Source organism: Methanothermus sociabilis, assembly GCF_055392295.1.
Window position 1 is genome coordinate 1191636 of sequence record NZ_AP042467.1, and the last position, 26871, is coordinate 1218506.

Annotated in this window: 32 protein-coding genes; 24 read left to right on the forward strand and 8 right to left on the reverse strand. The window is 30.2% G+C overall.

All coding sequences use genetic code 11. The annotated features are described in order from the left end of the window. Positions 1 to 186: 186 nt before the first annotated feature. The 5 genes from ACZ5LY_RS06465 to ACZ5LY_RS06485 all read left to right on the forward strand — a co-directional run bounded on the left by ACZ5LY_RS06465 (position 187) and on the right by ACZ5LY_RS06485 (position 4038). Positions 187 to 555: a hypothetical protein gene (locus ACZ5LY_RS06465; protein ID WP_013413300.1), complete on the forward strand. Its 369-nt coding sequence runs from the start codon at positions 187 to 189 to the stop codon at positions 553 to 555. Positions 556 to 659: 104 nt separating this feature from the next. Continuing rightward, positions 660 to 1058 carry a 30S ribosomal protein S8e gene (locus ACZ5LY_RS06470; protein ID WP_013413301.1) on the forward strand — a complete coding sequence of 133 codons (399 nt, stop codon included), beginning with the start codon at positions 660 to 662 and terminating at the stop codon, positions 1056 to 1058. 24 nt (positions 1059 to 1082) lie between these two features. Then, positions 1083 to 1754, forward strand: a complete 672-nt coding sequence (locus ACZ5LY_RS06475) for a DNA polymerase domain-containing protein (protein WP_013413302.1) — start codon at positions 1083 to 1085, stop codon at positions 1752 to 1754. A gap of 18 nt (positions 1755 to 1772) precedes the next feature. Beyond that, positions 1773 to 2462, forward strand: a complete 690-nt coding sequence (locus tag ACZ5LY_RS06480) for a TIGR02253 family HAD-type hydrolase (protein ID WP_013413303.1) — start codon at positions 1773 to 1775, stop codon at positions 2460 to 2462. 22 nt (positions 2463 to 2484) lie between these two features. After that, positions 2485 to 4038 (forward strand): ATP-binding protein, encoded by a 1554-nt coding sequence (locus ACZ5LY_RS06485; RefSeq protein ID WP_464577482.1) that lies wholly within the window; start codon positions 2485 to 2487, stop codon positions 4036 to 4038. Positions 4039 to 4045: 7 nt separating this feature from the next. Here the strand turns inward: ACZ5LY_RS06485 and ACZ5LY_RS06490 are convergent, their stop codons facing one another. Continuing rightward, complete coding sequence (locus tag ACZ5LY_RS06490) at positions 4046 to 4558, reverse strand: macro domain-containing protein (RefSeq protein ID WP_464577484.1); 513 nt, start codon at positions 4556 to 4558, stop codon at positions 4046 to 4048. A 136-nt stretch (positions 4559 to 4694) separates the two neighbouring features. On the opposite strand from ACZ5LY_RS06490, the gene slgA reads away from it, so the two are divergent. After that, positions 4695 to 6479: a cell surface glycoprotein SlgA gene (slgA, locus tag ACZ5LY_RS06495; protein ID WP_464577486.1), complete on the forward strand. Its 1785-nt coding sequence runs from the start codon at positions 4695 to 4697 to the stop codon at positions 6477 to 6479. A 26-nt stretch (positions 6480 to 6505) separates the two neighbouring features. Here the strand turns inward: slgA and ACZ5LY_RS06500 are convergent, their stop codons facing one another. After that, positions 6506 to 7642: a glycosyltransferase family 4 protein gene (locus tag ACZ5LY_RS06500; RefSeq protein WP_464577488.1), complete on the reverse strand. Its 1137-nt coding sequence runs from the start codon at positions 7640 to 7642 to the stop codon at positions 6506 to 6508. A gap of 172 nt (positions 7643 to 7814) precedes the next feature. After that, a complete protein-coding gene (locus ACZ5LY_RS06505) occupies positions 7815 to 7979 on the reverse strand; it encodes a hypothetical protein (protein WP_013413308.1) in 165 nt (54 codons plus the stop codon). Between the two features lie 96 nt (positions 7980 to 8075). Here ACZ5LY_RS06505 and tfrB point away from each other — a divergent pair, with 96 nt between their 5' ends. From tfrB to ACZ5LY_RS06595, 18 genes are all read left to right on the forward strand, one after another. Beyond that, positions 8076 to 9527 carry a fumarate reductase (CoM/CoB) subunit TfrB gene (gene tfrB / locus ACZ5LY_RS06510; RefSeq protein ID WP_464577490.1) on the forward strand — a complete coding sequence of 484 codons (1452 nt, stop codon included), beginning with the start codon at positions 8076 to 8078 and terminating at the stop codon, positions 9525 to 9527. A 2-nt stretch (positions 9528 to 9529) separates the two neighbouring features. Continuing rightward, positions 9530 to 10225 (forward strand): RNA methyltransferase, encoded by a 696-nt coding sequence (locus ACZ5LY_RS06515; RefSeq protein WP_013413310.1) that lies wholly within the window; start codon positions 9530 to 9532, stop codon positions 10223 to 10225. Between the two features lie 11 nt (positions 10226 to 10236). Further along, a complete protein-coding gene (locus ACZ5LY_RS06520; RefSeq protein WP_013413311.1) occupies positions 10237 to 11346 on the forward strand; it encodes a DUF1512 domain-containing protein in 1110 nt (369 codons plus the stop codon). After that, positions 11330 to 11926: a dCTP deaminase gene (gene dcd / locus ACZ5LY_RS06525; protein WP_013413312.1), complete on the forward strand. Its 597-nt coding sequence runs from the start codon at positions 11330 to 11332 to the stop codon at positions 11924 to 11926. Before ACZ5LY_RS06520 ends, dcd begins: the two co-directional genes overlap by 17 nt. 13 nt (positions 11927 to 11939) lie before the next feature. Then, positions 11940 to 13688, forward strand: coding sequence for a glycine--tRNA ligase (gene glyS / locus ACZ5LY_RS06530; protein ID WP_464577493.1), 1749 nt, complete (start codon positions 11940 to 11942; stop codon positions 13686 to 13688). Further along, entirely contained in the window at positions 13689 to 14255 is a 567-nt protein-coding gene (locus tag ACZ5LY_RS06535; RefSeq protein ID WP_464577495.1) for a DUF366 family protein, read from the forward strand. Between the two features lie 12 nt (positions 14256 to 14267). After that, entirely contained in the window at positions 14268 to 14756 is a 489-nt protein-coding gene (locus tag ACZ5LY_RS06540; RefSeq protein ID WP_013413315.1) for a 6-carboxytetrahydropterin synthase QueD, read from the forward strand. Continuing rightward, positions 14753 to 15451: a 7-carboxy-7-deazaguanine synthase QueE gene (locus ACZ5LY_RS06545; RefSeq protein WP_464577497.1), complete on the forward strand. Its 699-nt coding sequence runs from the start codon at positions 14753 to 14755 to the stop codon at positions 15449 to 15451. Before ACZ5LY_RS06540 ends, ACZ5LY_RS06545 begins: the two co-directional genes overlap by 4 nt. A 12-nt stretch (positions 15452 to 15463) precedes the next feature. Continuing rightward, positions 15464 to 16030, forward strand: a complete 567-nt coding sequence (locus ACZ5LY_RS06550) for a CBS domain-containing protein (RefSeq protein WP_013413317.1) — start codon at positions 15464 to 15466, stop codon at positions 16028 to 16030. 1 nt (position 16031) lies between these two features. Beyond that, a complete protein-coding gene (locus tag ACZ5LY_RS06555) occupies positions 16032 to 16844 on the forward strand; it encodes a CBS domain-containing protein (RefSeq protein ID WP_245526740.1) in 813 nt (270 codons plus the stop codon). Positions 16845 to 16879: 35 nt separating this feature from the next. Then, on the forward strand, positions 16880 to 17818 hold the full coding sequence (locus ACZ5LY_RS06560) for a CBS domain-containing protein (RefSeq protein WP_013413319.1): 939 nt from the start codon (positions 16880 to 16882) through the stop codon (positions 17816 to 17818). A gap of 16 nt (positions 17819 to 17834) precedes the next feature. Continuing rightward, positions 17835 to 18674 (forward strand): CBS domain-containing protein, encoded by an 840-nt coding sequence (locus ACZ5LY_RS06565; RefSeq protein ID WP_013413320.1) that lies wholly within the window; start codon positions 17835 to 17837, stop codon positions 18672 to 18674. Between the two features lie 19 nt (positions 18675 to 18693). After that, a complete protein-coding gene (locus ACZ5LY_RS06570) occupies positions 18694 to 19497 on the forward strand; it encodes a CBS domain-containing protein (RefSeq protein WP_013413321.1) in 804 nt (267 codons plus the stop codon). 39 nt (positions 19498 to 19536) lie between these two features. Continuing rightward, entirely contained in the window at positions 19537 to 20736 is a 1200-nt protein-coding gene (locus ACZ5LY_RS06575) for an RNA ligase (RefSeq protein WP_464577501.1), read from the forward strand. Then, positions 20737 to 21576, forward strand: coding sequence for a prephenate dehydratase (gene pheA / locus ACZ5LY_RS06580; RefSeq protein ID WP_013413323.1), 840 nt, complete (start codon positions 20737 to 20739; stop codon positions 21574 to 21576). It abuts the gene before it with no gap. A gap of 64 nt (positions 21577 to 21640) precedes the next feature. Further along, positions 21641 to 22375, forward strand: coding sequence for a Rossmann-like domain-containing protein (locus tag ACZ5LY_RS06585; protein ID WP_464577503.1), 735 nt, complete (start codon positions 21641 to 21643; stop codon positions 22373 to 22375). Beyond that, positions 22372 to 23079: a Rossmann-like domain-containing protein gene (locus tag ACZ5LY_RS06590; RefSeq protein ID WP_013413325.1), complete on the forward strand. Its 708-nt coding sequence runs from the start codon at positions 22372 to 22374 to the stop codon at positions 23077 to 23079. Before ACZ5LY_RS06585 ends, ACZ5LY_RS06590 begins: the two co-directional genes overlap by 4 nt. A 34-nt stretch (positions 23080 to 23113) precedes the next feature. Beyond that, a complete protein-coding gene (locus ACZ5LY_RS06595; protein ID WP_013413326.1) occupies positions 23114 to 24088 on the forward strand; it encodes an inorganic phosphate transporter in 975 nt (324 codons plus the stop codon). Here ACZ5LY_RS06595 and ACZ5LY_RS06600 read toward each other — a convergent pair. The 5 genes from ACZ5LY_RS06600 to ACZ5LY_RS06620 are packed head-to-tail and all read right to left on the reverse strand — an operon-like array spanning position 24072 to position 26812. Further along, the gene (locus tag ACZ5LY_RS06600) at positions 24072 to 24479 is read right to left on the reverse strand and encodes a CBS domain-containing protein (RefSeq protein ID WP_013413327.1); all 408 of its coding nucleotides are present in this window, start codon (positions 24477 to 24479) and stop codon (positions 24072 to 24074) included. The genes ACZ5LY_RS06595 and ACZ5LY_RS06600 overlap by 17 nt on opposite strands. After that, positions 24457 to 25371 carry a 2-phosphoglycerate kinase gene (locus tag ACZ5LY_RS06605; RefSeq protein WP_013413328.1) on the reverse strand — a complete coding sequence of 305 codons (915 nt, stop codon included), beginning with the start codon at positions 25369 to 25371 and terminating at the stop codon, positions 24457 to 24459. The genes ACZ5LY_RS06600 and ACZ5LY_RS06605 overlap by 23 nt, the downstream gene beginning before the upstream one ends. Positions 25372 to 25377: 6 nt before the next feature. Further along, positions 25378 to 26016: a metallophosphoesterase family protein gene (locus tag ACZ5LY_RS06610; protein ID WP_464577506.1), complete on the reverse strand. Its 639-nt coding sequence runs from the start codon at positions 26014 to 26016 to the stop codon at positions 25378 to 25380. Positions 26017 to 26018: 2 nt separating this feature from the next. Continuing rightward, complete coding sequence (locus ACZ5LY_RS06615) at positions 26019 to 26546, reverse strand: DUF2096 domain-containing protein (protein WP_013413330.1); 528 nt, start codon at positions 26544 to 26546, stop codon at positions 26019 to 26021. Then, complete coding sequence (locus ACZ5LY_RS06620) at positions 26543 to 26812, reverse strand: DUF749 domain-containing protein (RefSeq protein WP_013413331.1); 270 nt, start codon at positions 26810 to 26812, stop codon at positions 26543 to 26545. Before ACZ5LY_RS06620 ends, ACZ5LY_RS06615 begins: the two co-directional genes overlap by 4 nt. Positions 26813 to 26871: the final 59 nt, after the last annotated feature.

Here is a 26871-nt window from a genome sequence, read left to right on the forward strand (position 1 = left end):
TTCCTGAATACGGGGCTTTTCCAGCTTGTATTAGTAAGTGTAGAAATTTATCCCAAGCATCCAATGTTTGGGCAAATCATGCTTCTTAAAAGTTATATTTATTGAATAACTATTATATTCAACTCATCTCCACGCTTCGCTAAAAACTTCTTGCCAATAGAATTAAAAATTAATGAGGTGGAAGTAGTGAAATCACAATATAAAAATTTAGTTGAAATATATAATAATTTAGAAAATAAAGCAACTACAATGGCACTAATAGAGGGTATAATAATTTGCATTATGAGTTTAAGCATAACACAGTTAATGAAGCTTTCAAACTTTGTATTTCTTCTCATACTTCCTCTAATTTTTTTAAGTTCATCTGAAATTTATAGTATTAAGTCAATGTTTTTACAAATCAATGAAGAAGACAATGAAATTAAAAAATTTCAGGAGAAAATAACATTGAAAAGAAAATATGTGAATAAGGCCATAAAATTTTTTATTCTTGGATTGTTTACATATATCATAATCTTTATTTTTTTATTTTTTGAAGTTAAATTTAAATATTAGTATCGATAAAGCATGTAAAGATATCAGGACACGTATTTTTGAGGTTATAGATAAATCTAAAATTTTATCATGAATCCTATAATTAGGAAAAAAAGGTGTTGAACATGGCAATATGGCAAGGTAGATCTAGAAGGAAACCTACTGGTGGAAGATTAAAAATGCACAGAAAAAAAAGGAAGCATGAATTAGGCAGAGAACCCATCATGACAAAAATTGGTGAAAGAAAAATTAAAATTGTAAGGACAAGAGGTGGAAATAAAAAAGTGAAGGTTGCTGCAGACAAAAAGATAAATGTGGCTGACCCAAAAACAAATGAAGTTAAGCCAGCAAAAATAATAAGTGTTGTTGAAAATCCTGCAAATCCACATTTAGTAAGAAGAAACATAATAACTAAAGGTGCCATTGTAGAAACTGATCTTGGTAAAGTAAGAGTAACATCACGTCCAGGTCAGGATGGCGTTATAAATGGGGTTTTAATTGAGGAGAAAAAAGAGAATGGCTAATAACTATATCTCAAATTTAATTTTTTGGAAGTGTTGATTTTGGAAAAGGAAATAATATTAAAACGTGTGAATGAATTTTTAGATCATATAAATAAAAAATTACCTGAAAGTATGGAATTAGAGTTTGAGGGATACTACAAAAGAGGTTTTTTTGTAACAAAAAAGAGATATGCATTAATAGAAGATGATAAGATCATCGTTAAAGGTTTAGAATTTGTTAGGCGTGATTGGGCACCTATAGCTAAGAAAACCCAAGAGAAAGTTTTATATACTATATTAAAGGAAGGATCTCCAAAAAAAGCTGAAAAAATTATAAGAAAAGTGATTAAAGACATAAAAGAAGGAAATTTAAATTTGGAAGATCTTGTCATACATACACAAATAACAAAAAAATTGGATGAATATAAACAAATAGGACCTCATGTGATTGCAGCAAAAAAAGCTTTAAGAAGAGGAAGAAGAATAGATCCCGGAGCAATCATCAGATATATAATAGTTAAAGGATCAAGGCCAATCAGTGAAAGAGCAGAACCCATTGAAGATGTTTCGCTAGAAGATTATGATCCTCAATACTATATTGAGCACCAAGTTTTACCAGCAGTTTCAAGAATAATGAAAGCATTAGGATATTCTGATGAAGATTTAAAAAGTATTATATATGGTGAAAGGCAGGCAAGTTTAGATTCTTTCCTATAAAAAATAGTCTTGATGAAAATGTATAAGACAGTATTTTTTGATATAGATGATACACTCTATAATACTTCTGAATTTGCTGAATTAGCACGTAAGGCAGCATTAGACGCTATGATAGAGGCAGGATTGCCTTTATCTCGTTCTAAAGCCTATAAGTTGCTCAGAGATATTATAAAAGAAAAAGGTTCTAATTATGGAAAACATTTCAATTTATTGACTAAAAGAGTCTTAGGTAAAGAAGATCCGCTATTGATAGCTTTAGCTGTTATAACATACCACAATGTTAAATTTGCACATCTAAAACCATTTCCAGAAACAATACCTACTTTATTGTATCTGAAATGTAAAGGATATAAAATAGGTGTGATATCAAATGGATTAACAATAAAACAATGGGAAAAATTGATTAGATTAGGTATTCATCATTTCTTCGATGTGGTAGTTACATCAGAAGAAGTTGGAGTAGAAAAACCAGAACCTGGTATATTTAAGGAAGCCTTAAAAAGAATAAAATCAAAAGCTGAAGAAGCAGTGATGGTAGGGGATAAACTTAAAGAAGATATTTTAGGCGCTGTCAAAGTTGGAATGTCTGCAGTGTTAATAGGTGATATATCTGAAAAAGAAAAAGAATATTTAAAAAAATTAGAAAATAAAACAAATAAGAAAATATATGTAATCTCAAAATTAGATGAATTAAAAGAGATTCTATGAATTTTCTAAATTTGGTGATTATATGGAATATAATTACTATCATGATGAACTCATGGTTGAATTATTTGAAATTTTAAAACAGCCAAAAGACCTTGATAGTTTGGATCTTTCAGACACATTTGTTGAAAATCTTGTTTTAAAAATAATTTCAATGCATGGTACTATTAGAACAAGTAAAATAAAGGAGATAACAGGATTACATTTAGATATATTGGAAGAAGTTTTGCATGAGTTAGAGAGAAGAGAATTATGTGCACAAGTTAAAGGTGGGTTTTTATTTTCAAGTGTTGATTATACGATTACTAAAAAAGGAAGAGAATTTGCCGAAAGAATAATGAAAGAAAATCCATACATAGGGATGGCACCTGTTTCATATGATAGATATTACAAAGTGATGGAGGCTCAATTAAAGGGTAGATTTCCAATTGAGATTCCAGAAGAAGTTATAGAGGAAGCATTTAAAGGAGTTGTTGGAGCTGAACATGCTAAAGAAGCACTAGTAGATTCATGTACATCTGGTAGAGGTGTGTTTATTTATGGACCACCAGGTACTGGTAAAACATTTCTTACAAGTAAAATGTCTAAATTGCTCCCACCAATAATAATACCTAAATATGTGGAGTTTGGAGGACAAGTTGTTGAATTATATGATCCTGATTTCCATGTATTGTGTAAAGAACAGCCAGAAGATCCTCGGTGGGTTAAAATATATGCACCTTTTGTGTTTACAGGTGCTGAGTTAAGTTTAGAGAAATTAGATACAAATTACAACCATAATAAGGGTGTTTATGAATCTTCACCCATTATAAAAGCAAATGGTGGTGTTTTATTAATAGATGATTTAGGAAGACAAAGAGATGACCATGAAGTAATACTTAATAGACTTATAGCACCTATGGAGAACAAAATAGATACTGTCTATATAAGAGGAGTACCTGTAAGTTTTCATTCACATTTCATACCAGTTTTTTCAACAAATTTAGACATAAGTATAATGGACGAAGCTCACTTGAGGAGAGCACCAATTCATGTATTTTTAGGTCCTCCATCAACAGATGAAATCGCAAAAGTATTCAAAAACAATTTAGATAAATTAGGAGAATTATATACAGATGAAGCAATAGAAAGATTCACAAAAACATATAAACCAACTGATGAAGGCGGTGAAGGATTAGAACCAACTTTTGCTCATGCAAGAGATATAGCTGAAATAGCACAAGCAGTGAGAATAAGATTAGGTAAAGAATATATTGATGAAGAAGTAGTTGAGGAAGCATTGAATAGACATGTGTTAATAACTCTACAGAGGAAAAATATAGATATAACTGCAGAAGGTAAAATAAGGACATATAGAATAGAAACTTCAGAGATAGAAAAAACAAAAGAAATATTGTTAAAAGAAGGTGCTTTACAAGTTTCTACAGAATCAAATTCTGTAATTGTAGACGTTGATAATACAGTGACGCCCTCACAAATCCTAAAAGTTCTTGAAAATAATGGAATAATACCTAATAAAGTAGAAATAATAGGTGAAACTGATCGAGAACTAAGAAAATTTGTTTTAACAGAGGGATAGTTGAAAGCTATACTAACTCAGCTTTAGCTTTTTTAAATGCATTGTACAATTCATCATCATAGGCTACAAGTATTATTTTAATCTTTTTCCCCTTTCTTTCTAAAAATTTTTTCATTACTTCAATCATTGATTTAGCAGCTTTTTCTTTTGGTAAACCACCAACTCCAGTACCCATACCGGGGAAAGCAACAGATGATACTTTTAATCTTAATGCTTCTTCTAAGGCAGCAGATGTCGCCTTTTTTATAGTTTCTATATCTGTAGGTTGGGAAGGTTTTTTCATCGTTGGTGCATGTATGACATATCTTGCTTTTAATTTTCCAGCAGTTGTAGATATTGCATCGCCAATATCTATAGGGGCTTTAGACATTGCTTCCTTTTCTATTTCTTTTCCTCCACGATTTTTTATTGCTAATGCTACACCGCCACCCATTTTTCCATATGAATTCGCAGGATTTACGATTGCATCTGCTTCAACTTCCGTAATATCTCCTTTTATAATTTCTATTTTATCTTTCAAGTGTTTATCCTCCACACTTTTTAATAATTTATTTAACTTTTTTGTTAAAATAAAATTATTCAAACACAATGTATATATATGAAAGAAACTTTGTATTTCTAATGTACATTAATTAATATCAAAGGAGGTGAAATTAGTGAGAAAATTTACATTGCTGATGTTACTGTTGATAGTAATTTCAATGAGTGGAATTGCAGGAGCTGCAGAAGTAAAGAATCTAAACACGAGCAAAACATTCACTAAAATTCAGGAGGCTATTGATGATCCAAGTACAACAGATGGCAATATAATAATCGTTGGTCCAGGTAATTATACAGAAAATATACTAGTAAATAAGTCTCTAACTTTGAAATCTAATGGAAGTGCAATAATTAATGCTGTAAGTTCTGAAAAATCTACGATAACAATAAAAGCAAACAATGTGTGGATTGAAGGATTTATAATTATTGGAGGAAAAAATGGAATTTACATGGAAAATGTTACTGGTTGTACAATAACTAACAATACAATACAAAATGCCTTTGTCAGTGGGTGGGAATACTATGGAGGAAATGGAATTTGCTTAGTAAATTCTACAAACAACACTATAACTAATAATATCATCAGAAATAACACATGGAATGGCATTAACGTTTGTGAGTCCAAAGGAAACATTATTAAAAACAATACAATAATGTATAGTGGAGGAATAGGAATTTACGTTTGGGGATTTAACAAATTCGAAGGAAACAATATAATTGAAAATAATAGAATTATAAATGCAACCTATGGAGGTATATATCTATTCAGACCCTCAAATAACAAAATTTGTAGGAACTATATTGCAAATGTCAGCAGTGGTGGAGGAGGAATGTCAGGTGCCATTTGCATAGATGTATCAGATTACAACATTGTCAAAGACAACATTGGTGTTAATTGTGATGGAGGATTATTTACAGATGGAATGATAGGCAATGAGATAACCAATAATATATTCAAAAATTGTAAAGTAGCAGTGAGTGAAAGTACTTATGGTCCAGCATCTAGGAACAATAAAATATATGGAAATTACTTTATTAACTACGAAACTGCAATATCTGATCCAAAAGGAGAATTAGTTGATAATATCTGGAATACAACTGAAGGTGGCAATTATTGGTCAAATTACACAGGAAATAATACAGGAGATGGAACTGGTAACATCCCATACTACTATGACAATAAACCATTAGTTGTCGATTTAGCAATTGAAGATATTGCAGCAAAGCCATCAGGAATAGAAGTACGTGTTAAAAATTTAGGAAAGGCAGATATCAAAAAAATAGACCCATTAACTAAACTCAAAATAAAAATAAGTTGTGATAATGATGTATATGAAACATTTATAGATCCACTTTCTGCAGGAGAATCACAAATTGTAAGATGGGACAAAATTGTTCCAGAAGGAAATCATACAATAAAAGCTGAAATTCCATACAGTGCTGAAGGTTATTTAATAGGAACAAATATCAGAGATGCAGACATCAGTAACAATGTATTCTCAAAAATTGTGCAAGGTTTTGTTCAAAATAAAACCTTCACAATAACCCTAACAAACTTAGGAAAATCAACAATAACCATAAAATATTACATCTCAATCTACACAAATCCAGTTAATGGAACTAAAGTCAGCTATAGGGAATTAACAATAACTCTAAAGCCAAATGAAACAAAAACAATAGAGTTAGGTAAATATCCATTTAAATATGCAGTATCTGGAACAATGATTGTCAAAAATCCATCAAGATATAGAATTCCATTAAATCTAAGAATAAAATATGAAATTGAGGGATTGAATCCACAGATGAGGGAGATAAGTAAATACATAGCTCCAAGGGGAGAATTTAGGTATATAGCTAGATATACAGGGAAAGAAGAAGGATATGCTGATGTTTGGTTTTAAGAGATTCTTTTTTTATTTTTTATTTTTTAAGAATTTACAACATAAATTTTTTCAATTTTTTCTACAACTTGGTCCCATGTAAACATTTTTTCAACCTTTTTACGTCCATTTTTGCCCATTCTTTTAGCTATTTTTTTGTTTTTCAATAAAAATTTTAGCTTTTCACATAATTCAGAAATATTTTGTTTATTGACTAAAAACCCATTGATGCCATCGTCAATTACTTCAGTTACGCCTCCTGACTTATATGCTATCACTGGTTTATAACATGCGTTAGCTTCCACAAGAACCATTCCAAAACCTTCTCTTGTTGAAGGCAAAACTAAAACTTCTGACTTTTTTATTTCTTTAATTACGTCGCTGTAATCATCTATTTTCCCAAAAAATTTAACTTTATCTTCTATGCTCAATTTTTTTACTAAATTTTTCAAATTTTTTGATACCACTCCATCGCCTATTATTTTTAATTTTACATCAGGTATTTCATTTACAAGTAATTTAACAGCTTTTATTAATTCATCAACATGTTTATGTGGAATTAATCTTCCAACAAATATTATTGAATTTTTATCAATGCCATTACATTCTACTGAATCTATTAATTTTAAATCAACACCATTATAGACAACATGAATTTTATTGTTAGGAATACCATATTTTCTATTTAAAATTCTTTTTACAGCATTGCTCACTGTTATAATTTTCTTAAATGGCAGTTTGTATAAAATTTTTTCAAAAAAATTAGCAATGCTACCATAATATATCCATTGTTCCTTATTTTTTTCTTCTGCTACATCATGAATGGTACCTATCACATTTTTTTGTATTTTCAAAATATAAGCTAAAGATGCAGGAATTAATGGGATGAATGCTTGAGCATCCACAACATCATATTTATGGGTTGTTAACCATTTAAATACAGAAATTATAAATCTTAAAAAATCTAATGGAGACCTATAAGGAGGGTTATTTATTGTTGGTCCTAAATGATACACATTTATTCCATCAATATTCTCATATTCAGGAACATTGCTAATTTTCATACATAGGACATCAACTTCATGACCTCTTCTTACAAGACGTTTTGCTATTTCATAAAGCCTTCTTTCTCCTCCACCTTGATAATGAGGAATGAAAAAATCTATAATATAACATATTTTCATCTTTTCACCCCCTTTAAAAAATTTAGCAAGATAAATATGAAATTAATTATTAGAATCAGAGCTCAGTCTCTTCATCATTTTTGTCAGCCCACGGCGCCTTCATCATCAGAAATGTGAGTTCTTCATCATAGGCAATGTCAGCACCCGCGCCCTTTCATCATCAATAAAATTTTTATTTTTTTAATTTTAAAAGTGTAAAAATAGCTAAAATTCCTACAATTATTATACTTATTGCAGCAAAACGAAATGATATCCTTCTTGACCTCCAGAAATATGCTATTATTATCAATGTAGCAATGGCAATGATTTTCAGAAAAATTTTTAATTGGATGTTCATTTTTATGTCTCCTAAAAACTTAATTATATTTTTAGACTAAATTTTTAAATAATATACTCTTTAAATTTTTGATAATCTACTTTTTGAGGGAAAGATATGAAAATTCATGTATTTAGATATGATCCCAAAGTTGATAATAAACCATATTATGAAACATATGAAATAAGTAAAAAGGAAAAAATGACAGTATTAGATGCATTAAACACAATAAATGCAAAATATGGGGCAAATATTGCCTTTAGAAGTTCATGTAAAGCTGGACAATGTGGATCTTGCGCTGTAAAAGTTAACGGAAAACCTGTTTTAGCTTGTAAACATGAAGTAGAAAACAATGCCATTATAGAACCTTTAGATTTACCTGTCATTAAAGATTTAATTGTTGATAGGAAAGAAATGGAAAATAAAGCACGTGAAATGCATTTATATTTACATTCAAAAAAGACTAAAGATCTGAGAATCATAAAACCAGAAAAGTATTGGGATTCTAGGAAAGTTAGAGGTTGTATCGAGTGTTTTTCATGTTTAACAGCTTGTCCTGTTATCAAAGAGACTTCAAAATATTTAGGACCCTATCATATGAACTATATAGCTAAATTTGCATTTGATCCAAGAGATGAATATAATAGAGTGTCCCAAGGAATAAAAAAAGGAATTTATTATTGTACTACTTGTGGAGCATGCGAAGAAGTGTGTCCTAAAGGACTAAATCTTCCAGGAGATGCAATAGAAAAATTGAGAGAACTTGCATATAAAGAAGAGATGGGTCCATTGCCTCCACACACATCTATTAGAAAACGTGTGGAAAAAACTGGAAGATCCGTAGATTCCATTGGAAAATCATTTATAGACAATGTCTCAAAATTTGGGGAAAGCAATATAGCATTCTTTACGGGGTGTTTAGTTGATTATAGAATGCCAGAAGTTGGTGAAGCATTGCTAAAAATATTTGAAAATATTGGATTAGATATAGATGTTCCTAAAGGACAAGTATGTTGTGGATCTCCATTAATACGTACAGGACAGACTGATATTGTAAAAGAACTTGTAGAGAAAAACAGAGAAATATTTGAGGGATATGATACTGTAATAACATTGTGTGCTGGGTGTGGATCAACACTAAAAAATGACTATCCTAAGTTTGGTGTTAAATTAAATGTTAAAGACATAAGTGAATTTTTAGTTGATAAAAATCTAAACCTTAAACCTATTAAAATGAGAGTAACCTATCATGACCCTTGTCATTTGGCTAGAGGACAAAACGTTCGTAAAGAGCCACGAAAAATTTTAAATAAAATTCCTGGATTAGATTTTGTTGAAATGGATGAACCTGATAGGTGTTGTGGTGCAGGTGGAGGTGTGAGATCAGGCAAACCTGAATTAGCCCAAAAACTGGCTAAAAAGAAAATAGAGATGGCAGAAAAAATAAATGCAGATGCAATTATAACCATATGTCCATTTTGTCAATTAAATATGCAAGATGCAGCAAATAAAAAATCTACAAAAATTAAAGTTTTAAACATAGTAGAATTATTAAGAAAAGGTTTGTAACGATGTTAGAAAATATAACTGTCGTATTTGTTGAACCAAAGACCGCAGGAAACATAGGTTTTATGGCAAGAGCAATGAAAAATTTTGGATTGAAAAAATTAATCCTTATAAATCCCTGCAAATTAAGTAAGGAAGCATATTATCATGCAGTGCATGCTAAAGATATTATAAAGAATTCTAAAGTCTACGAATCTTTAAATAAAATGCTTGAAAAAGAAAATATTAATTTATTGGTTGGTACAAGTGGCGTAGTTGCAGGGGATCGTAATATAGAGAGGATATCAGTTACGCCAGAATATTTGGCTGAAAATATACAAAAAAATACGGCTATTTTATTTGGAAGAGAAGACCATGGACTATACAGCCATGAGTTAAGAATGTGTGATCTTATCCTTACAATTCCAACAAGTAAAGAATATCCTATTATGAATGTGTCCCATGCAGCCGCAGTAATTTTTTATGAATTATTCAAAAAAATGGAAGATACATGTGAAATTGAGAAAGAAATTGCATCCTACAAAGAAAAAGAATTGTTAAAAAAAGAAATAAATGAAGTTGTATCAAAATTAGACATGCCAATACATAAAAAAAGAAATGCAATAAAAGTTTTTAAAAACATAATTGGTAGATCATTTTTAACTAAAAAAGAATTTCATGTATTGATGGGTATATTTAGATCCATAAAAAGAAATATATAGTGGGAAAGACAATGTTATTTGGAGATAACACTACTGGCTTAATCTTACTTTTAATTTTCTTAATTATTTTTCCAATGGTAATGAATCAGATGCTTCTACGCAACGTATCTAGATATGTAGAAGAAATGGAAAAGAAAGTTGAGGAAGCCGAAAAATTAATAATAAAGATGTGTAAAAGGAAACATTCAAAAGAATTAAAGAAATTTTTAGAATTCTTTGTTGCAAAGCCATCTAGATTAGACCCACATGGAATTGTGAAAAGATTTGAAAAAATATTAAACATGAGTGAGAAAAGATTTAAAGAGGTTGCAGATAAGGTCTTAGAGGATTTAGACGAAGAAAAAAAATCTAATTTTATAATGGCTTTAAAATCTACCTTAAGTTTGAAATCAACGGCAAAAATCATAAGACATAACCTTGAATTAGCTAAAAAAACAAAGAATTTTCAAATATTAATAGCATTGCAAATGAACCTCAACCTAATAAGACGTTTTTTTGAAGCTCAATTTGAAGGTGTTAAAGCATTTTCAAAAGGATTACCAGTTGGTGACAGTGCTGGGGTAGTTGTTGCTGGAGCCCTGATGGATGGTAACGATGATTTGAAAGAAATGGGAGATATGGTATATACTAAAAAAAGTATAGATGGTAGAAATGTGATTATAGTAAGAAGTAAAGGACCTGGAGCAAGAATTGGTAGAGTTGGAAGAGTAGTAACAAGATTAATTGACAAAAATAATATTGATCATTTAATTATGATAGATGCTGCTGTAAAATTAGAAGGAGAAAAAACTGGAAGCGTTGCTGAAGGTGTGGGGGTCGTAGTTGGCGGAACAGGCGTTGAAAAATGGTTAATAGAAAATAAAATCACTGAAAAGGACATAGATGTGAGTTCAGTTATAATTAAAATGAGTCTTGAAGAAGCTGTAAGTCAGATGAATAAAAAAATATTAGAAGGATGTAAAAAAGCAATAAAAATTGTTAATAAAATGATTGAAAGATATGAAAAAGATAGTAATATTCTTGTTGTTGGAGTAGGCAATAGTTCAGGAATACCTAATGTTGTTGAAGATCTTTCTAAAATAAAAATTAAGGAAGAGGTAAAAAATGGCAATACTAAGTGATAGAGACATCGAAAAATATTTGAAAAAGGGTATTATATCTATAGAACCATTGGAAGACCCAAAAAATCAAATACAGCCAGCATCTGTAGATTTGAGGGTTGGTCATAAATTTAAAAGTTTTAAAATTATTAGAAAACCATATATAGATCCAAAAAAAGGACGTGATTTAGAATCATATATGGATACATTTCATTTGGAAGATGGCGAAGCTTTTATCATTCATCCAGGTGAATTTGCATTAGCAAGTACTTATGAAACTATTAAACTTCCAAAACATCTAGTAGGAAGAGTTGAAGGTCGTTCTTCTATTGGAAGGTTGGGCGTGACAGTTCATGTAACAGCAGGTTATATAGATCCTGGATTTCATGGAAAGATAACATTGGAAATATCAAATATAGGTAAGATGCCAATAGCAATATATCCAAAGCAAAGAATTTGTCAAATAGTTTTTGAAACAATGACCTCTCCTGCTAAAAGGCCATATGGACATCCTGAGAGAGATAGTAAGTACATGGGACAGAATGGCCCTGAAAGTAGTAAAATATCAAAAGATTATGAGATAAAACATGGTAAAATTTAAACTAGGTGATAACATGGATAAAGTAATGGAAATCGCAAAAAGAAGAGGATTTTTATGGCCTTCATTTGAAATATATGAAGGACTTTCAGGATTTTATGATTATGGTCCTTTGGGAGTTCTATTAAAAAGAAAAATAATTGAAAAATGGAGAGAATACTATACAATTAAAGAAGGATTTTATGAAGTAGAGACACCAAATGTCATGCCAAAAGAAGTTTTAAAGGCATCAGGCCATGTTGATCATTTTAATGATCCAATGACAAAATGTAAAGATTGTTCAGAAATTTATAGAGCAGATCACCTTATAAAAGATGAGACAGGTGAAGATGTAGAAGGTCTCAGCAATGAAAAACTTACAGAAATAATTTCTAAGAAAAAAATAAGATGTCCTAAATGTGGGGGACACCTATCACATGTATGGAGCTATAATTTAATGTTTCAAACATTGATAGGACCAACTGGTAAAAAAGTTGGATATTTGAGGCCTGAAACTGCACAAGGAATTTTTGTTCTTTTTAAGAGATTAATGAGATTTTATAGAAATAAATTGCCTTTTGGTGTTGTACAGATTGGTAAATCATTTAGAAATGAGATATCACCTAGACAAGGTGTTATAAGGCTTCGTGAATTCACTCAAGCTGAAGCAGAAATATTTGTAGAACCAGATAACAAAACACATCCCAAATTTCATAAAGTAGCAGATGAAAAATTAAAACTTTTTTCTGCAGAAAAACAACTTAACGGTGAAAAACCTGAGAAAATTTCATTAAAAGAAGCTGTAGATGAAAATATTATATCTAGCGAATTGTTAGCTTATCACCTTTATCTAACAAAAGAGTTTCTAACTGATTTAGGAATACCTGAAGAAATGATAAGATTTAGACAACATCTACCTAGTGAAATGGCACATTATGCCGCTGATTGTTGGGATGCTGAAGTATATATGGGAGAATTTGGATGGATAGAAGTTGTAGGAATAGCTGATAGAACAAATTATGATCTTAAGTCTCACATGGAAAGTAGTGGTGAAGATCTAAGAATATTTGTTGAGTATGAAAAACCCAAATTGGTTAAAAAAGTTGAGATACATCCTAGAATGGATAAAATAGGTCCTAGATTTAAAGAAAAAGCCAAGAAAATTTTAAAAAAGCTAAAAAATATGGAACCAGAAAAAATTAAAAAAGAATTGTCTAAAAATGAAGGAAAAATTAAGATTAAGATCGACAATGAAGAATTTGAAATATATGAAGATGAAATAGAAATAAAAGAAAAAAGGAAATATATAAAAGGTAAAAAAGTTCTTCCACATGTCATTGAACCATCTTTTGGTATAGATAGAATTTTTTATGCAACAATGATACACAACTTTGTAGAAGATGATGAAAGAACTTACTTTGATTTTCCAGCAGATATAGCTCCAATACCAGTTGCAGTCTTTCCATTACTCAATAAAAAAGAATTGATAAATTTAGCAATTAAAATAAAGAAAGATTTACAAAAAGAAGGTTTAATCGTTAATTATGATGAGTCAGGAACTATAGGTAGGCGTTATGCTCGTGCAGATGAAATAGGAATTCCATTTGCAATTACAGTTGACCACCAATCTATAGAAGATGGTACAGTTACAATAAGGAATAGATCTGATAAAAAACAAGTTAGGATTGCCATTAATAAAATACCAGATACTATTAAAAAATTGATCAAAGGTGATATAAAGTTCCATGAATTATTTTACCATGAAGAACTTTTAGTTCGTGATTAGATGAAACATTATCACTTAAAAAAGAAGATAAAATATGATGGTAGTCAATTAAAACCATTTTGGGCACTGGAAGAATTAAATATAAAAGGACCTAGTATAGTCACGTGGATAGGTCCAATGAATATAAAAAAGGAAAAAATAGTAGATTATGAAGATAAAGGGAGAGAAATAAAAGGAGGAGAAATGGCACATTTTATTATTGAACATTTTGACAGCCAACCTGGTAACATAAAATTATGTTACCATAGACAAAGGATGTTAATAATGATATTAAAAGAAGAACTATTGAAGATGGGTATCAAGACAAGAAGAGAAGGCGATGATCTCTATATTAATGATTCTAAACTTACAGTGTCTATAGCCACTGCTTCAATAAGTAGTATGAAAATACATTTGGGCATAAATTTAAGTAGTGAAGGTACACCAGAAAACATAAAAACAATAGGTCTCAAAGAATGTAACTTAGATAATAAAGACATCAAAAAATTGATTAAAAATGTTGCTGAGAAGTATATAGAAGAAATTAGAAAAATTGAAGAGGATATTACAAAAACAAAAACAATGTAATGTGGGAATTAAATGGAAGTTGTATTAAATGGTATTCATGCAAATTTAAGGTTTTCAGCAGCGCATATAATACCTGGTCATGAATTTTGTGGACGCTTACATGGTCATTCGTATATTGTAGATGTTAAAGTCAAAGGTAAAGAATCTGGTAAGTTTGGTTTTGTAATTGATTTCAAAGATATTAAAAAAATCGTCCGTTCAATATGTTCAAAACTTGATCATAAGGTATTGATACCAAAGAATAATGACATGATGGAACTTGAAATCAAGAATGACTCTGTAATTTTTCAGATTGCTAATAAAAAATATGAACTTCCGAAAGAAGATTGTGTTTTGCTTGATATAAAATCAACAACTGCAGAATCGTTAGCAAAATATTTTGCAAATCTTATTTTGAAAAAAATTGAAGAGAAAAACGGATACAAAATTTCAGAAATTGAAGTGTGTGTAAATGAAGGTATTGGACAAGGAGCAATATTTAAAAAGAAAGTGAAAAAATGAAAGCACCAGTGTATGAAATATTCTCAAGTATTCAGGGAGAGGGATTATTAGTTGGAAAAAGACAAATATTTGTAAGATTTGCTGGATGTAATCTAGATTGTATATATTGTGATACACCGAAAAGTAGAGATCCTAAGAATGGGAAATTATTTTTAGTTGATGAGCTTTATAAATCAGTAAAAAGTTTGGTAACACCTGATTTACATTCTATTTGTTTGACAGGTGGAGAGCCTTTACTTTATGCTGATTTTATAAAAAAATTTTTAAAAAAATGTGAATTTAATGCTTTGTTGGAGACAAATGGATCTCTACCAGACAATGCAAAAGTAATATCGAAATTTATAGATTATGCAGCAGTAGATATAAAATTACCTAGATATATTACTGTTATGGGTGAAGAAATCATAGAAAAAGAAATTGAAACGATAAACATATTAATGGCAAAAAAGGTATACACTTATTGTAAGATTGTAGTCTTACCATCTACAAAAGTCAAAAGTTTAAAAAAAGTCGTTAAAAAAATTAGAGATGGGATTGTAAATCCGTTAGGGCTTCAAATAGTGTTACAGCCAAGTAGCCCTTTAAAAAATTGGATTGGTAAGCAAAAACGCCTACTTAAAATGTCTGAGATAATAGGTAAAGATTTTAATGTGAGAATCATACCTCAAATTCACAAGATCCTAAAATTTCGGTGAGGAGGTCTTAGTTTGGATATAGAGACGAAAATAACTGTACGCGATGCCATGACACCAAATGTTATAACAGCACCACCAAATATTAGTGTAGCAGAAGCTGCAGCAATAATGTCTAAAAAGCGTGTTGGGAGTATAATTATCAAGGACAACTCAGGTCCTATAGGATTAGTAACTGAAAGTGATATAATTAGGAAAGTTGTTGCAAAGGATTTAAAAGCTAGTGAAGTTAAAGTCAGTGAAATCATGACAAAAAATTTGATAACTATTGAACCAGAGAGCGAAATACGTGAAGCTGCTCACTTAATGGCAAAAAATAATATAAGAAGGCTTCCTGTAGTTAAGAATGGTGTCTTAGTTGGTATAATAACATCAACAGATATAATGGTAGTGGCACCAGAATTAACTGAAATTTTAGTTGAGAATGCAAGAATGAAAGAAAATGAATTTTTACAAAGAGAAGAACGAGAAGAATCAATACCAGGTGTATGTGAAATTTGTGGAACTTATGCTGAATATTTAGAAGAGGTTGATGGAAAATTTGTATGTGAGGATTGTAAAAGAGAATTAAAGGGTGAATAAAGTGAAAATCAAAGAAATAATGACAACAAATCCTATCGTTGTTTCTCCAGACATGGCAGCTACAAAAGTAAGATCTTTATTTAGGGAAGAGAGGGTAAGATGTTTTCCAGTTGTAAATAATGGTAAATTAGAGGGAGTTATTACAAGAGGAGATGTACTCCGAATCACTTCAACTAGATCTAACATAACCGTTAAAGGATTAATGGAAAAACCTACAGTTTTGTTAACGCCAGATGCAGATGTAATGGACGCTGTAAAGCGTCTTGTTTCTGCAAAAAAAACACATGCTCTCATAATTAAAGATAGTACAAGCATGGAATTAATTGGAATTGTCAGTGTTTTTGATATTTTCCAAAGTTTTTTAGATGCTAAAATAAGACCTAAAAAAGAAAAAATAAAAGATATTTTTACAGAAAATCCTGTAGTTTGTGATTATGAAGATCCTATCTACAAAGTGTGGGACAAAATGAATGAATCAGGTTATTCTGGTTTACCTGTATTAAAAAATGGAAAATTGATTGGAATCATCACCAGAAAAGATATAATTGATTCTGGATATGTTAGGATAAATAGAGAATCAAAGAAACATGTTAGAAAAAACATAGAAGTGTATAGAGTCATGAAGACTCCTCCAGTTGCTGTAACCAAAGAAGACGATGTCTATGATGCAATGAAATTAATGATAGAAAAAGATATTGGAAGACTACCAGTTGTCGAAAATCCAGAATATATTAATAACGAATCATATGTTGTAAGAAGAGCTGATCTTATTGGAATAGTCACTAGGAAGGATATTTTGAAGGCATATGTTTAAATAAATTGTAATTTTTAGTGGTTTGAGGTGTTATAATGAGAAAAAAAATTCTGGAAAATATTGGTAAGTCTCTGGATAGAGGACCTGTAGAATTTGATACTAGACTTTCAGATAAAGAAGGAGACATAATGAGTATTGCAAATAAGGATGTTATAACAGTACCGCCTGGAATTAGCGTAAAAGAAGCATCTGAAATAATGGTGAAAAATAAAGTTAGAAGATTACCAGTAGTTTCTCCAAAAAATGAGCTTCTTGGAATTATTACGGCCACAGATATTGTAGATTTTTTAGGAGGAGGAGAAAAATTTAAAATAATTGAAAATAAATATAATGATAATTTTTTAGCCGCTGTAAATGATTCAATAAAAGATATCATGACAGAAGATGCTCATTATATAACTAACAAAGATTCCATAAAGGATGCTGTTGAAAAAATGCTCAAACATGATGTTGGAGCTCTTCCTGTTGTAGATAATGAAAATAGAGTTGTAGGAATTGTATCTGAAAGAGATTTTGTATTTTTAATGGCAGGACTCATTAATGAAGAACCAGTTGCAGATTACATGACTGAAAATCCAATAACTACAACTCCTGGTACTCCAATTGAAAGTGTTTCTAAAATTATGGTAAGAAATGGTGTTAGAAGGGTACCTATAGTTGGAGAAAAAAGAAAAACACCCAAACCTGAAAGTGAAAAACTTATAGGCATTGTTACATCTACAGATATTTTAAAATTTTTAGGAAATAGTAAAGCCTTTGATAGCTTAACTTCAGCAAGTGCATTTGAGGTGTTATCAAGACCTGTAAGTGAAATAATGCAGAAAGATGTTATTAAAGTAAGTATAACTGATAATTTAGGTAAAGTGTATGAGTTGATGGATAAAAACAATGTTGGAGGACTTCCAGTGGTTGAAGATGATCAATTGCTTGGAATAATTACAGAAAGAGATTTGTTAAGAACAATAATAGCATAATTTTCAGGGTGATCAGATGAAAATTGAAGAAATCATGAATGATGAGGTAATAGTAGTTCGAGAAAATGACAGTATTTCACGAGCACGAAATTTGATGCTAAAGAATGATATAAGTCACCTACCAGTGATCAATGAGGATGAAGAACTTGTTGGAATATTGAGTGAAACAGATATTGCATCTTTGTTAAAAATAGGCGGACCTGCATGGAAAAGAAGACCGATAGATAATATATTAGTTAAACGCATAATGACAAAAAATCCTGTGACGGTTTCTCCAAATGAAGATATTAAAGATGCAGCTGATTTAATGTTAAGAAAAGATATAAGTGCACTTCCTGTAGTTGAAGATGGAAAAATTCTTGGCATCGTTACAAAAACAGATCTTGTAAGAATATATAGTGAGAAATTTAAGGGGAGATATAAAGTAGCCGATTTGATGTCAAAAGATGTTGTAACTGTAAATGAAAATACTACATTATCACATGTTGCTAAATTGTTAGATAAAAACAATATAAGTAGAGTCGTTGTTACAGCTGGCAAAGAACCTATAGGTATTATAACTGCCACTGATATATTATTTGCAAAATTAGATAAACCTTCTACTGGAGTTGCCACTGAAAAAATATTTTTTGTACGTGTAAGGCCTTATAAAAAGAAAAAACGTGTTAGATTAATTTCTACACTCACAGCAGGTGACATAATGACAGACGATCTTATTACTATAAATCAAGATTTTGACTTGTCTAAAGCTGCAAAAATCATGATCAAAAATAAAATAGGATCTTTACCAGTGATTGATGATGATGGAAAGCTAGTTGGTATAGTAACAAAAACAGATATAATTAGAGCTATATAGAGTTTTTGAGGGGGTTTTAATGCTAATAAAATACTTAATGTCCACCAATCCTGTTACAATAAACAAAAATAAAAATATTGCTGAAGCTCTTAAATCTATGGAGAAAAATAAGGTATCTTCTTTGCTTGTTGTAGATAATAACAAAAAACTTGTAGGGATTGTGACTGAAAAAGATATAGCAGGTAAATTACTTTCATCTAAATATGAAAATTTACCACCATCTCATATTTATGTATCTACAGCTATGACAAAGGATCCTATAACTGTATCTCCAAACATTACGGTAGGTAAAGCTGCTGACATAATGTTAGAAAATAGGATAAGTAATTTACCTGTCGTTGAAAATGGTGAGTTAGTTGGGATAATAACCAAAACTGATTTGTTGGACGTTTGTAAATGTAAACCTTACCGAGAATTAAAAGTGAAAGACGCCATGAGCACTGAAATAATAACTATAGGGCCTACTGACAGTTTATTACATGCTAGACGAATAATGGTTGATACAAGAATTGGAAGATTGCCAGTAATGGACGATGATATTTTAGTTGGCATAATTACTGCCAGAGATGTAGCTAAAGCAATAATAGCTTACAGAAAAATCGTTCCAGACAAATATAAATCAAGCAGAATCAGAAACTTATTAGTGCAAGATATAATGGTTCAAAATGTACGTACAGTTTCTGCAAATTTAAGTATTTCAGAAGTCACTGAAAAGCTAATTTCTTATGGATTTGGTGGTTTTCCAGTAATGAATGATGAGTTAGAAGGTTTAATAACAAAAACAGATATATTAGATGTAATTACCGAAATTGAGGGGGTTTAATTAATAAATTTAGATACATGTCCATCTTGTAATTCAAAGTTGCAAATAGATTGGAATAAAACCTGTGGTTTAAAAAAAGTACATTATGTTTGTCCAAAATGTGGAAATGAATTTAAAAAATCATTACAGAGAATGTTAAAAAAATTTAATCTAGATATAGAACGCATTGAAAAAGGAATAAAAAGTGGAAAAATAAAATTTTATGAATCTCTTGGGTTTCCCACTTTACATTTTAAAAAAGATGTTGGAAAATTAGAAGCTGGAACAGTAATTTATTTTCACAAAAAAGTAGATATCATAAGAGGCTTTCCCAAAATACGACGTACACTACTTCTTTCTCCAACTATAGAGAAACATTTTAAGGATTTTGTTGCTGTTGAAGAAAAAATGAATGGTTACAATGTTAGAATAGCAAAGGTTGGAGAAAAAATTGTGGCATTAACACGTGGGGGCTTTATATGTCCTTTTACAACAAATAAAGTTATGGAACTATTAAATCTTGAAGATTTTTTTAATGATTTTCCAGACTTAATTGTATGTGGGGAAATGATTGGAACACATAATCCTTATGTACCCCATTATTATCCTGAAGTGGGAAAGTTAGGCTTTAGAATTTTTGATATAAGGCGTAAAGTAAGTAATGAAGCACTTTCAGTTTATGAGAAAAATAAATTATTAAAAAAATATAATCTTCCTGGTGTACGGCTTTTTGGAATCTTTGATGTAGAAGAAGCTCCAAAAAAAATTGAAGAAATAATCAAAGAATTAGAAAAAGAAAATAGAGAAGGTGTAGTGATTAAAGACCCTGAAATGAAAATACCTCCAATTAAATATACTTGTGGACGTGCTCACCATTCAGAACTAAAGTTTGCATTTACGTTTCCTTTTGATTTTGGAAGGCATTTCTTATTTAGCAGAGTTATTAGAGAAGGTTTCCAATCCTATGAATTTAAGGAATCTAGAGAGGAAATGCGTGAAAGAGCAAAAAGAATTGGAGAATCTATACTTCTACCAATGATTGAAACGATAAAAAAAATTGCTGAAAATGGAGTAGCACATGAAGATGTAATTATAGACGTAGAAACAAAAGCTGAAGCCGAAAAATTGATAAGACATTTACGTAAACAAGGTGTAATTGCAAAACTAGTTAGTTATAAAGATGGAAAAGCAAAAATAAGGAGAATATATCAATCAACAACAGACAAAATTAAACATTACCTTAATGGAGGGCTTTACTAATTGAAGATTGGATATTTAGGTCCAAAAGGAACTTTTACAGAAGAAGCTGCTATAAAATTAAAAAAATTTGAAAAATGTAAATTGTTAAGTTTTGATTCCATTGTTGAAGTACTAGACGCTGTAGATAAAAATAAAATTGATAAAGGCGTTGTTCCAATAGAAAATTCGATAGAAGGGAGTGTAGGTATAACTTTAGATCTTTTGGCCTTTGAATATAACCTCTGTATTTATAGAGAAATAATTATACCAATAAATCATTGCTTAATTACAAATAAAGGAGTAAAGCTTAGTGATATAGAAGTTATATGTTCTCATCCTCATTCATTAGCTCAATGTCGTAAATTTATCGAAAAGTTAGGATTAAAAATTCGCTCTTTTCAAAGTACTGCTGCAGCTGCTAAATTCATAAAAGGAAAATTAAATTATGCAGCAATAGCTCCTAAAAGGGCTGCAAAATTATACAATTTACACGTAATTCAAGAAAATATACAAGATTACAAAAATAATTTTACAAGATTTATAGTGGTAGCTAAAAGGGATCATGAGTTTACAGGGGATGATAAAACATCGATAGTTTTTTCACTTGAAGATAAACCAGGACGACTTTATGAAGTTTTAAAAGAATTTGCGAAAAGAAATATAAATTTAACAAAAATAGAATCCAGACCTTTAAAGTTAGGGCTCGGAAGATACATTTTTTTCTTAGATTTTGAAGGTCATAGAAAAGAAAATAAAATTGTCGACGTATTAGACGCTGTATCCAAAAAAACGCATTTTATGAAAATATTAGGCTCATATCCTATTTCAAAAATTTATGAATCTAATTCTTTGAAGAAATAAATGTTATGCAAAATTCAAAATCGAAAAGTATATACATAGCAACTCGTATGAATAAAATATCATGATGAAAATAATTGAAGAGTTAATAAGGATAACCAAAAAATATCCTGTGGAAGATGTTCGAGTTGGAGTCTCTTGGACTGCTGTATTGAGTAAATATTGCGGAGTTGCAAACACTTTTAGCATGTTTAATATACATGGAAATTACACAAAAGATTGGGGTAAATTAACAGAAAAAGATACGAGAGAATTGGCAGAATACGTTAAATCTTGGAATTTAATTGAAGCTAGCATTGGAGTTGCAGCTATAAACTCTACTATAAAACCCAAAGGTAAGAAAAACATAAACATGTTAGAGTTGTTACCAGAAATTTCAAAAAATAAAAAAGTGACTATGATTGGTAGATTTCCAAAAGTTGATGCAATTAAAGAAGTTTCAAAAGAGTTTTGGATTTTAGAAATAAATCCTTTTTTAGTGAACCCTAAGCATAATATTTTTCCTGAATTTGCTGCAGAACAATTAATTCCAAAAAGTGATGTACTCATTATTACATCTTCAACTATAATCAACAAAACTATTGATAGGTATTTAAAACTTGTAAATGAAGATAGCTATGTAGTACTTATGGGACCAACAACACCACTTCATAAAACATTATTTGATTATGGAATTGACATTCTTGCAGGACTTGAAGTGTTAAAACCTAAGGCAATATTAGAAAAAATAAGCCAAAGTGCTGGCATGATAAGCAGTAGAGTTTGTGAAGGTGAAGTTAGGTATAGGGTTTTGGAAAAATGAAGATAAAAGAAAAAATAAAAAAATATTTGAAAAGTTTTACTAAAGATTTGTTAGATGAAGAAATAGAGATTAAGGTTGCTAATCCTAATTTAGATACTAAAAAAATAAAAGATTATCCACTGGTTAAAGGAAAAGAAATACTTTTGAGAGCGAATTTCAAAGGAAATTTTGGTGATTGCTTTACAAATTCACCAACAGTGTTTAAAGGTAAAATAAAAGATATATTAAAACATGAAAATATATCATGTCAAATTGCATGTTTAAACGCTGTTATGAGATACTATGGAATTATAGAAAATACTAGGCATTGTACTTCAAATTATCCTGAAAAATGTGCCAAAAAATTTGTAGAATATGTAAAAGATAATTTTTCTCCTGAAAAAGTTGGCATTATAGGATTTCAACCTGCTTTTGTAAGAGAATTTTCTAATGAATTTGATAAAATATTCGTAACTGATTTAAATCCTGAAAATGTTGGAAGTGTGAAATATGGAATAAAAGTTTTAGATGCTAAATACAACCCAGAAATTATAAAATGTTGCGATGTCGTGCTCATAACAGGGTCTACTATCGCAAATAATACATTTAACAAGATATATGAAAAATGTAAAAAATACAAAACCAATTATATATTTTATGGTACTACAATAGCAGGAATAGCACATCTATTAAAATTAGATAGATTTTGCCCATTCAGCGATTAATTTATATTAATAGTTGGTTTTTAAAGTTAAATGTATGGAACTAATTACAATAATTGCAATATTTGTAAGTCTTTATATGGCATTTACAATTTCAGCTAATGATATCGGAAATTCGGTGGGTACGGTAGTTGGTAGTGGTGCTATCAATATTAAAAGGGCATTGGTTTTAAATTCTATTTTTGCGTTTTTAGGTGCTATATTTTTGAGTAAAGCCGTTACTGAAACCATAGGAAAAGGAATAATACCTGCTGGCATGCTTGACATTAAAGGTGCTTCTATCATTACCTTTACTACAGGACTTTGGATAACATTTACTTTGTGGAAAAAAATTCCAATTTCAGGTTCTGAAGCAATTATTGGGGCAGTAACCGGTTTTGGCGTTGCAAGTATTGGTATAGATAAATTAAATTTACAAACATTGTGGGTAATTATGTTAAGTTGGATTGTTTCTCCACTAATTGGCTTGGTTACTGGATACTTGACTTACAGAGCTCTTAACACTGTAATATTTACAAAAACTACAATGAAAAAAAGAAGTAGAATAGAAAAGATATTTAAATATCTTTTAATATTAACTTCTTGTGCTACAGCTCTAAGTATTGGTGCAATTGATATTTCAATTGCTACTAGTGTTTTATACATAACATTTGGACAAGCTGGATTAGAAATAAAAATAATTGGCGCCATTATGCTCATAGTAGGTATATTAATAGCAGGTAACAGAGTTAGTGACACAATTGGTAGACGAATAACAGAATTGGTACCAAGTAGATCATTTTCAGCCCAAATTTCAGCGGCTATTATATATGCACTTTTTGTGTATAATGGGATCCCAATATCGCCTACTCAGACACTTGTAGGATCCATCATTGGTGTAGGATTAGCATATGGAGTTTCAAGTGTTAAAATCGACGTTGTTAAAGATGTAATACATATCTGGCTCTTAACAATTCCTTGTTGTTTTACTTTAGCCATGGTTCTTAAGACAATTTCTACTCTTCTAATGTAGATCTCAGTGCCCTTATTATGTCACCATCAGATATTATACCTTTAATTTCATCATTCTCTTTTACAACAAGTTGGTTAATTATTTCGTCCTTATCACCATGTTCATACATTTTTTTAACAACATCAGCTAAAGTATCGTTAGGACTTACGCAAACAACATCTTTAACCATTATTTCCTTAACTTTTGTACCTAATTTGTACTTATCTAAGATCAAATTATGGCCGAGATCTGTTGCTGTTACTATACCTAACAATTTGCCTTTTTTTACTACAGGTAAAGCACTTATTTTATTTTTCATTAATTTTTCAAAAGCAAAAACAACGTCTTCTTCGGGATCCACAGTTATAACATTTTTTGTCATCACATCTTTAACCTTTATATTTTCCCACATCTTTATGCACCAAATCTTCTGTTAAGGACTTGACAATCGAGTCAATAGTTGTAACTACATCAATATTTTCAATTATTGGGATATTATGTTTTCTTGCTTGCATTTCAATATAATCATGTATGCGTCTTATAGCCCAGAAGTATTTTAAATATCTCTCTAAAGGTCTTCTTGCCCATTTTTGTCTGCAACGAGAATAAAATCTGCTTCTATGCATTTTTTCATCAGGAACTGTCAATACAAACATCGCTACATTATTTTTATTAATTAGTTCTTCCCTTATAAATCCAGGAACAAGGTGGGCACCTTCTATGACTATACTTATACCTTCGGTAAGTGCTCTTTCAATTACAGCTTCAATGCCGACGGTCACCACGTTTACATGGTCTCTAAAGCCAACTAAAACTTCATCAAACTCTACAGGTGCAGGTGTCCTTAAAGATTTATAAGCTGTAAAAGTAGATTCATGAAGAGAAGGTATTAATTCTTTAGATATCATCTTTCTCATGACTTCTCGTATCATGTCGGTGCTGATCATGTTTCTTATTCCTAATCTATTTGCAACTTCGAATGCTATTGATGATGTTCCAACACCAGAAGCTCCTGCAATCAATAAAATTAAAGGTTCCTTATATTCTCTTATTTTTCTCCATCTTATATATTTTTCAGCTATTTTTTCATCTTTTTCCTTTAATTTATTGTATACAATTTTTACTAATTCATCAATAGTTACAATTTTCTTTTTTTCTTTTTTAAGATAAGACTCTACTTCTGCTGCAAGGAGGTAAGCATCTGTAGGATCCATCCCTGATCTCGTCAGTGATCTAGCCAATACACCCTTTGAAAATGGTTCTCTGTATTTTTTTCCAGCTACTTTTCCTTCCACTAGAATCATTATTTATCACCTAATTTTGATCCATTTACAGTTTACTTCTCCATCTAAATCTATAACTGCAACCTTGCCTTCGAAAGCAGGGCCTGTGTTGATTATTGTTGTGTTTCCTAGTTGGTCAATACCTCTAGCTTCATGTATATGAGCACATATATTAACTTTAGGTTGGTACTCTTCTATTATTTTTCTTATAGATTTACTACCAACGTTATCACCACTTTGTATTTGATCAACTTTTGTGTTGTAAGGAGGCGCATGTGTAACAAGAATTGTCGTATCCTTTGAAATAATATTTTTTAAGCTATTGTATATTTCCTCCTCTTGAAATTCAAAAGGCGTGTCAAAAGGCGTTGGATTTGATCCTCCAAATCCACATATTTTTATACCTTTAATTTCTATAGCGTTGTTGTGAATATTGATTGTACCAGACTTTTCTATGATATCCACAGTTTCTGGTAAGTCACAGTTACCTGGCAATGCTAGCACAGGAACATTGTAACTTGTTAACTTGTTTAATATTTTTTCTGCTAACTCTACTGGTCCAAAATCAGTTATGTCTCCAGAAACTATTATGAGATCTATTTCTTCATTTAAATTATTTAATTCTAATAATTTTCCGTGAAGGTCACTAATTCCAAGAATTTTCATATTTATTCCCCAAAGAATGTTGCTATTTCTTTTAAACTTCTTTTAATATCTTCAGCTTCACCATATAAAACAATTATATTATCTTCTTCAAATTCTATTATCAAACCATGGTATTCCGCAATTTCCTGTATTCTATCTTCTGATATTGCCGTGTTTAAATTTACCCTTGTAACCATCATGTCCCTAGGAGCCCCTGTTATAAATCTAGATTTAATATTAGGAGGTCTATACACCTTTTCGCCTCTTATGACTTTTTTAAATTCCTCTTTCCACTTATTGCGATATTCTTTACTTATGTCCCCTGCAAAATCTAATAAAACTTCTTGTAGATAATTTAAAGATTCATTTATATTCTTTAATTCCTTAACAATTTTTGGATCGTTAGGACTAGATTTATATAGATTAATTAGAAATTTTGTATCTCTCATCTCCTTATTTATGGATTTTGGAAGATCTTTACCTCTTTTTTTTAAATCTGCATGTAATTTAAGAATTGTGAACCATATTTGTTCTAATATATCAGCTTTCATAGATGTCCTTCCAAAATATTTGATGAAATGTGATTCAATTTTGCACCTATTTCTTTTAACTCTTCTTTAATTTCATCTATATTGTTGTAAGATTCCAAAAACAAAACATGATAACATTTGGTGCCTGCAATATTGACTATAGCAATTTTCTCATTTTTTTTAATTTTATTCTTTTTCTCTAAAGCTGCTTTTAACTCTACAAATTTTATATATTCATCAGGTATTTCATCATATTTAAATACTCCCAGTAAGGTGGCTGTAAACATTTAATTTCCCCCAAAACATTTTTTTAATATATTTTTAAATATATCTTTTTTTAAACAAA

Coding starts and splice junctions, on each gene's coding strand:
- ACZ5LY_RS06505 (WP_013413308.1), bottom strand. CDS start 7,979: ATGAACATCCAATTAAAAATTTTTCTGAAAATCATTGCCATTGCTACA.
- ACZ5LY_RS06570 (WP_013413321.1), top strand. CDS start 18,694: ATGCTAATAAAATACTTAATGTCCACCAATCCTGTTACAATAAACAAA.
- ACZ5LY_RS06485 (WP_464577482.1), top strand. CDS start 2,485: ATGGAATATAATTACTATCATGATGAACTCATGGTTGAATTATTTGAA.
- ACZ5LY_RS06595 (WP_013413326.1), top strand. CDS start 23,114: ATGGAACTAATTACAATAATTGCAATATTTGTAAGTCTTTATATGGCA.
- ACZ5LY_RS06615 (WP_013413330.1), bottom strand. CDS start 26,546: ATGAAAGCTGATATATTAGAACAAATATGGTTCACAATTCTTAAATTA.
- glyS (WP_464577493.1), top strand. CDS start 11,940: ATGGATAAAGTAATGGAAATCGCAAAAAGAAGAGGATTTTTATGGCCT.
- ACZ5LY_RS06545 (WP_464577497.1), top strand. CDS start 14,753: ATGAAAGCACCAGTGTATGAAATATTCTCAAGTATTCAGGGAGAGGGA.
- tfrB (WP_464577490.1), top strand. CDS start 8,076: ATGAAAATTCATGTATTTAGATATGATCCCAAAGTTGATAATAAACCA.
- dcd (WP_013413312.1), top strand. CDS start 11,330: ATGGCAATACTAAGTGATAGAGACATCGAAAAATATTTGAAAAAGGGT.
- ACZ5LY_RS06600 (WP_013413327.1), bottom strand. CDS start 24,479: ATGTGGGAAAATATAAAGGTTAAAGATGTGATGACAAAAAATGTTATA.
- ACZ5LY_RS06605 (WP_013413328.1), bottom strand. CDS start 25,371: ATGATTCTAGTGGAAGGAAAAGTAGCTGGAAAAAAATACAGAGAACCA.
- ACZ5LY_RS06560 (WP_013413319.1), top strand. CDS start 16,880: ATGAGAAAAAAAATTCTGGAAAATATTGGTAAGTCTCTGGATAGAGGA.
- ACZ5LY_RS06480 (WP_013413303.1), top strand. CDS start 1,773: ATGTATAAGACAGTATTTTTTGATATAGATGATACACTCTATAATACT.
- ACZ5LY_RS06585 (WP_464577503.1), top strand. CDS start 21,641: ATGAAAATAATTGAAGAGTTAATAAGGATAACCAAAAAATATCCTGTG.
- ACZ5LY_RS06610 (WP_464577506.1), bottom strand. CDS start 26,016: ATGAAAATTCTTGGAATTAGTGACCTTCACGGAAAATTATTAGAATTA.
- ACZ5LY_RS06515 (WP_013413310.1), top strand. CDS start 9,530: ATGTTAGAAAATATAACTGTCGTATTTGTTGAACCAAAGACCGCAGGA.
- ACZ5LY_RS06540 (WP_013413315.1), top strand. CDS start 14,268: ATGGAAGTTGTATTAAATGGTATTCATGCAAATTTAAGGTTTTCAGCA.
- ACZ5LY_RS06620 (WP_013413331.1), bottom strand. CDS start 26,812: ATGTTTACAGCCACCTTACTGGGAGTATTTAAATATGATGAAATACCT.
- ACZ5LY_RS06535 (WP_464577495.1), top strand. CDS start 13,689: ATGAAACATTATCACTTAAAAAAGAAGATAAAATATGATGGTAGTCAA.
- ACZ5LY_RS06470 (WP_013413301.1), top strand. CDS start 660: ATGGCAATATGGCAAGGTAGATCTAGAAGGAAACCTACTGGTGGAAGA.
- ACZ5LY_RS06590 (WP_013413325.1), top strand. CDS start 22,372: ATGAAGATAAAAGAAAAAATAAAAAAATATTTGAAAAGTTTTACTAAA.
- ACZ5LY_RS06520 (WP_013413311.1), top strand. CDS start 10,237: ATGTTATTTGGAGATAACACTACTGGCTTAATCTTACTTTTAATTTTC.
- ACZ5LY_RS06500 (WP_464577488.1), bottom strand. CDS start 7,642: ATGAAAATATGTTATATTATAGATTTTTTCATTCCTCATTATCAAGGT.
- ACZ5LY_RS06565 (WP_013413320.1), top strand. CDS start 17,835: ATGAAAATTGAAGAAATCATGAATGATGAGGTAATAGTAGTTCGAGAA.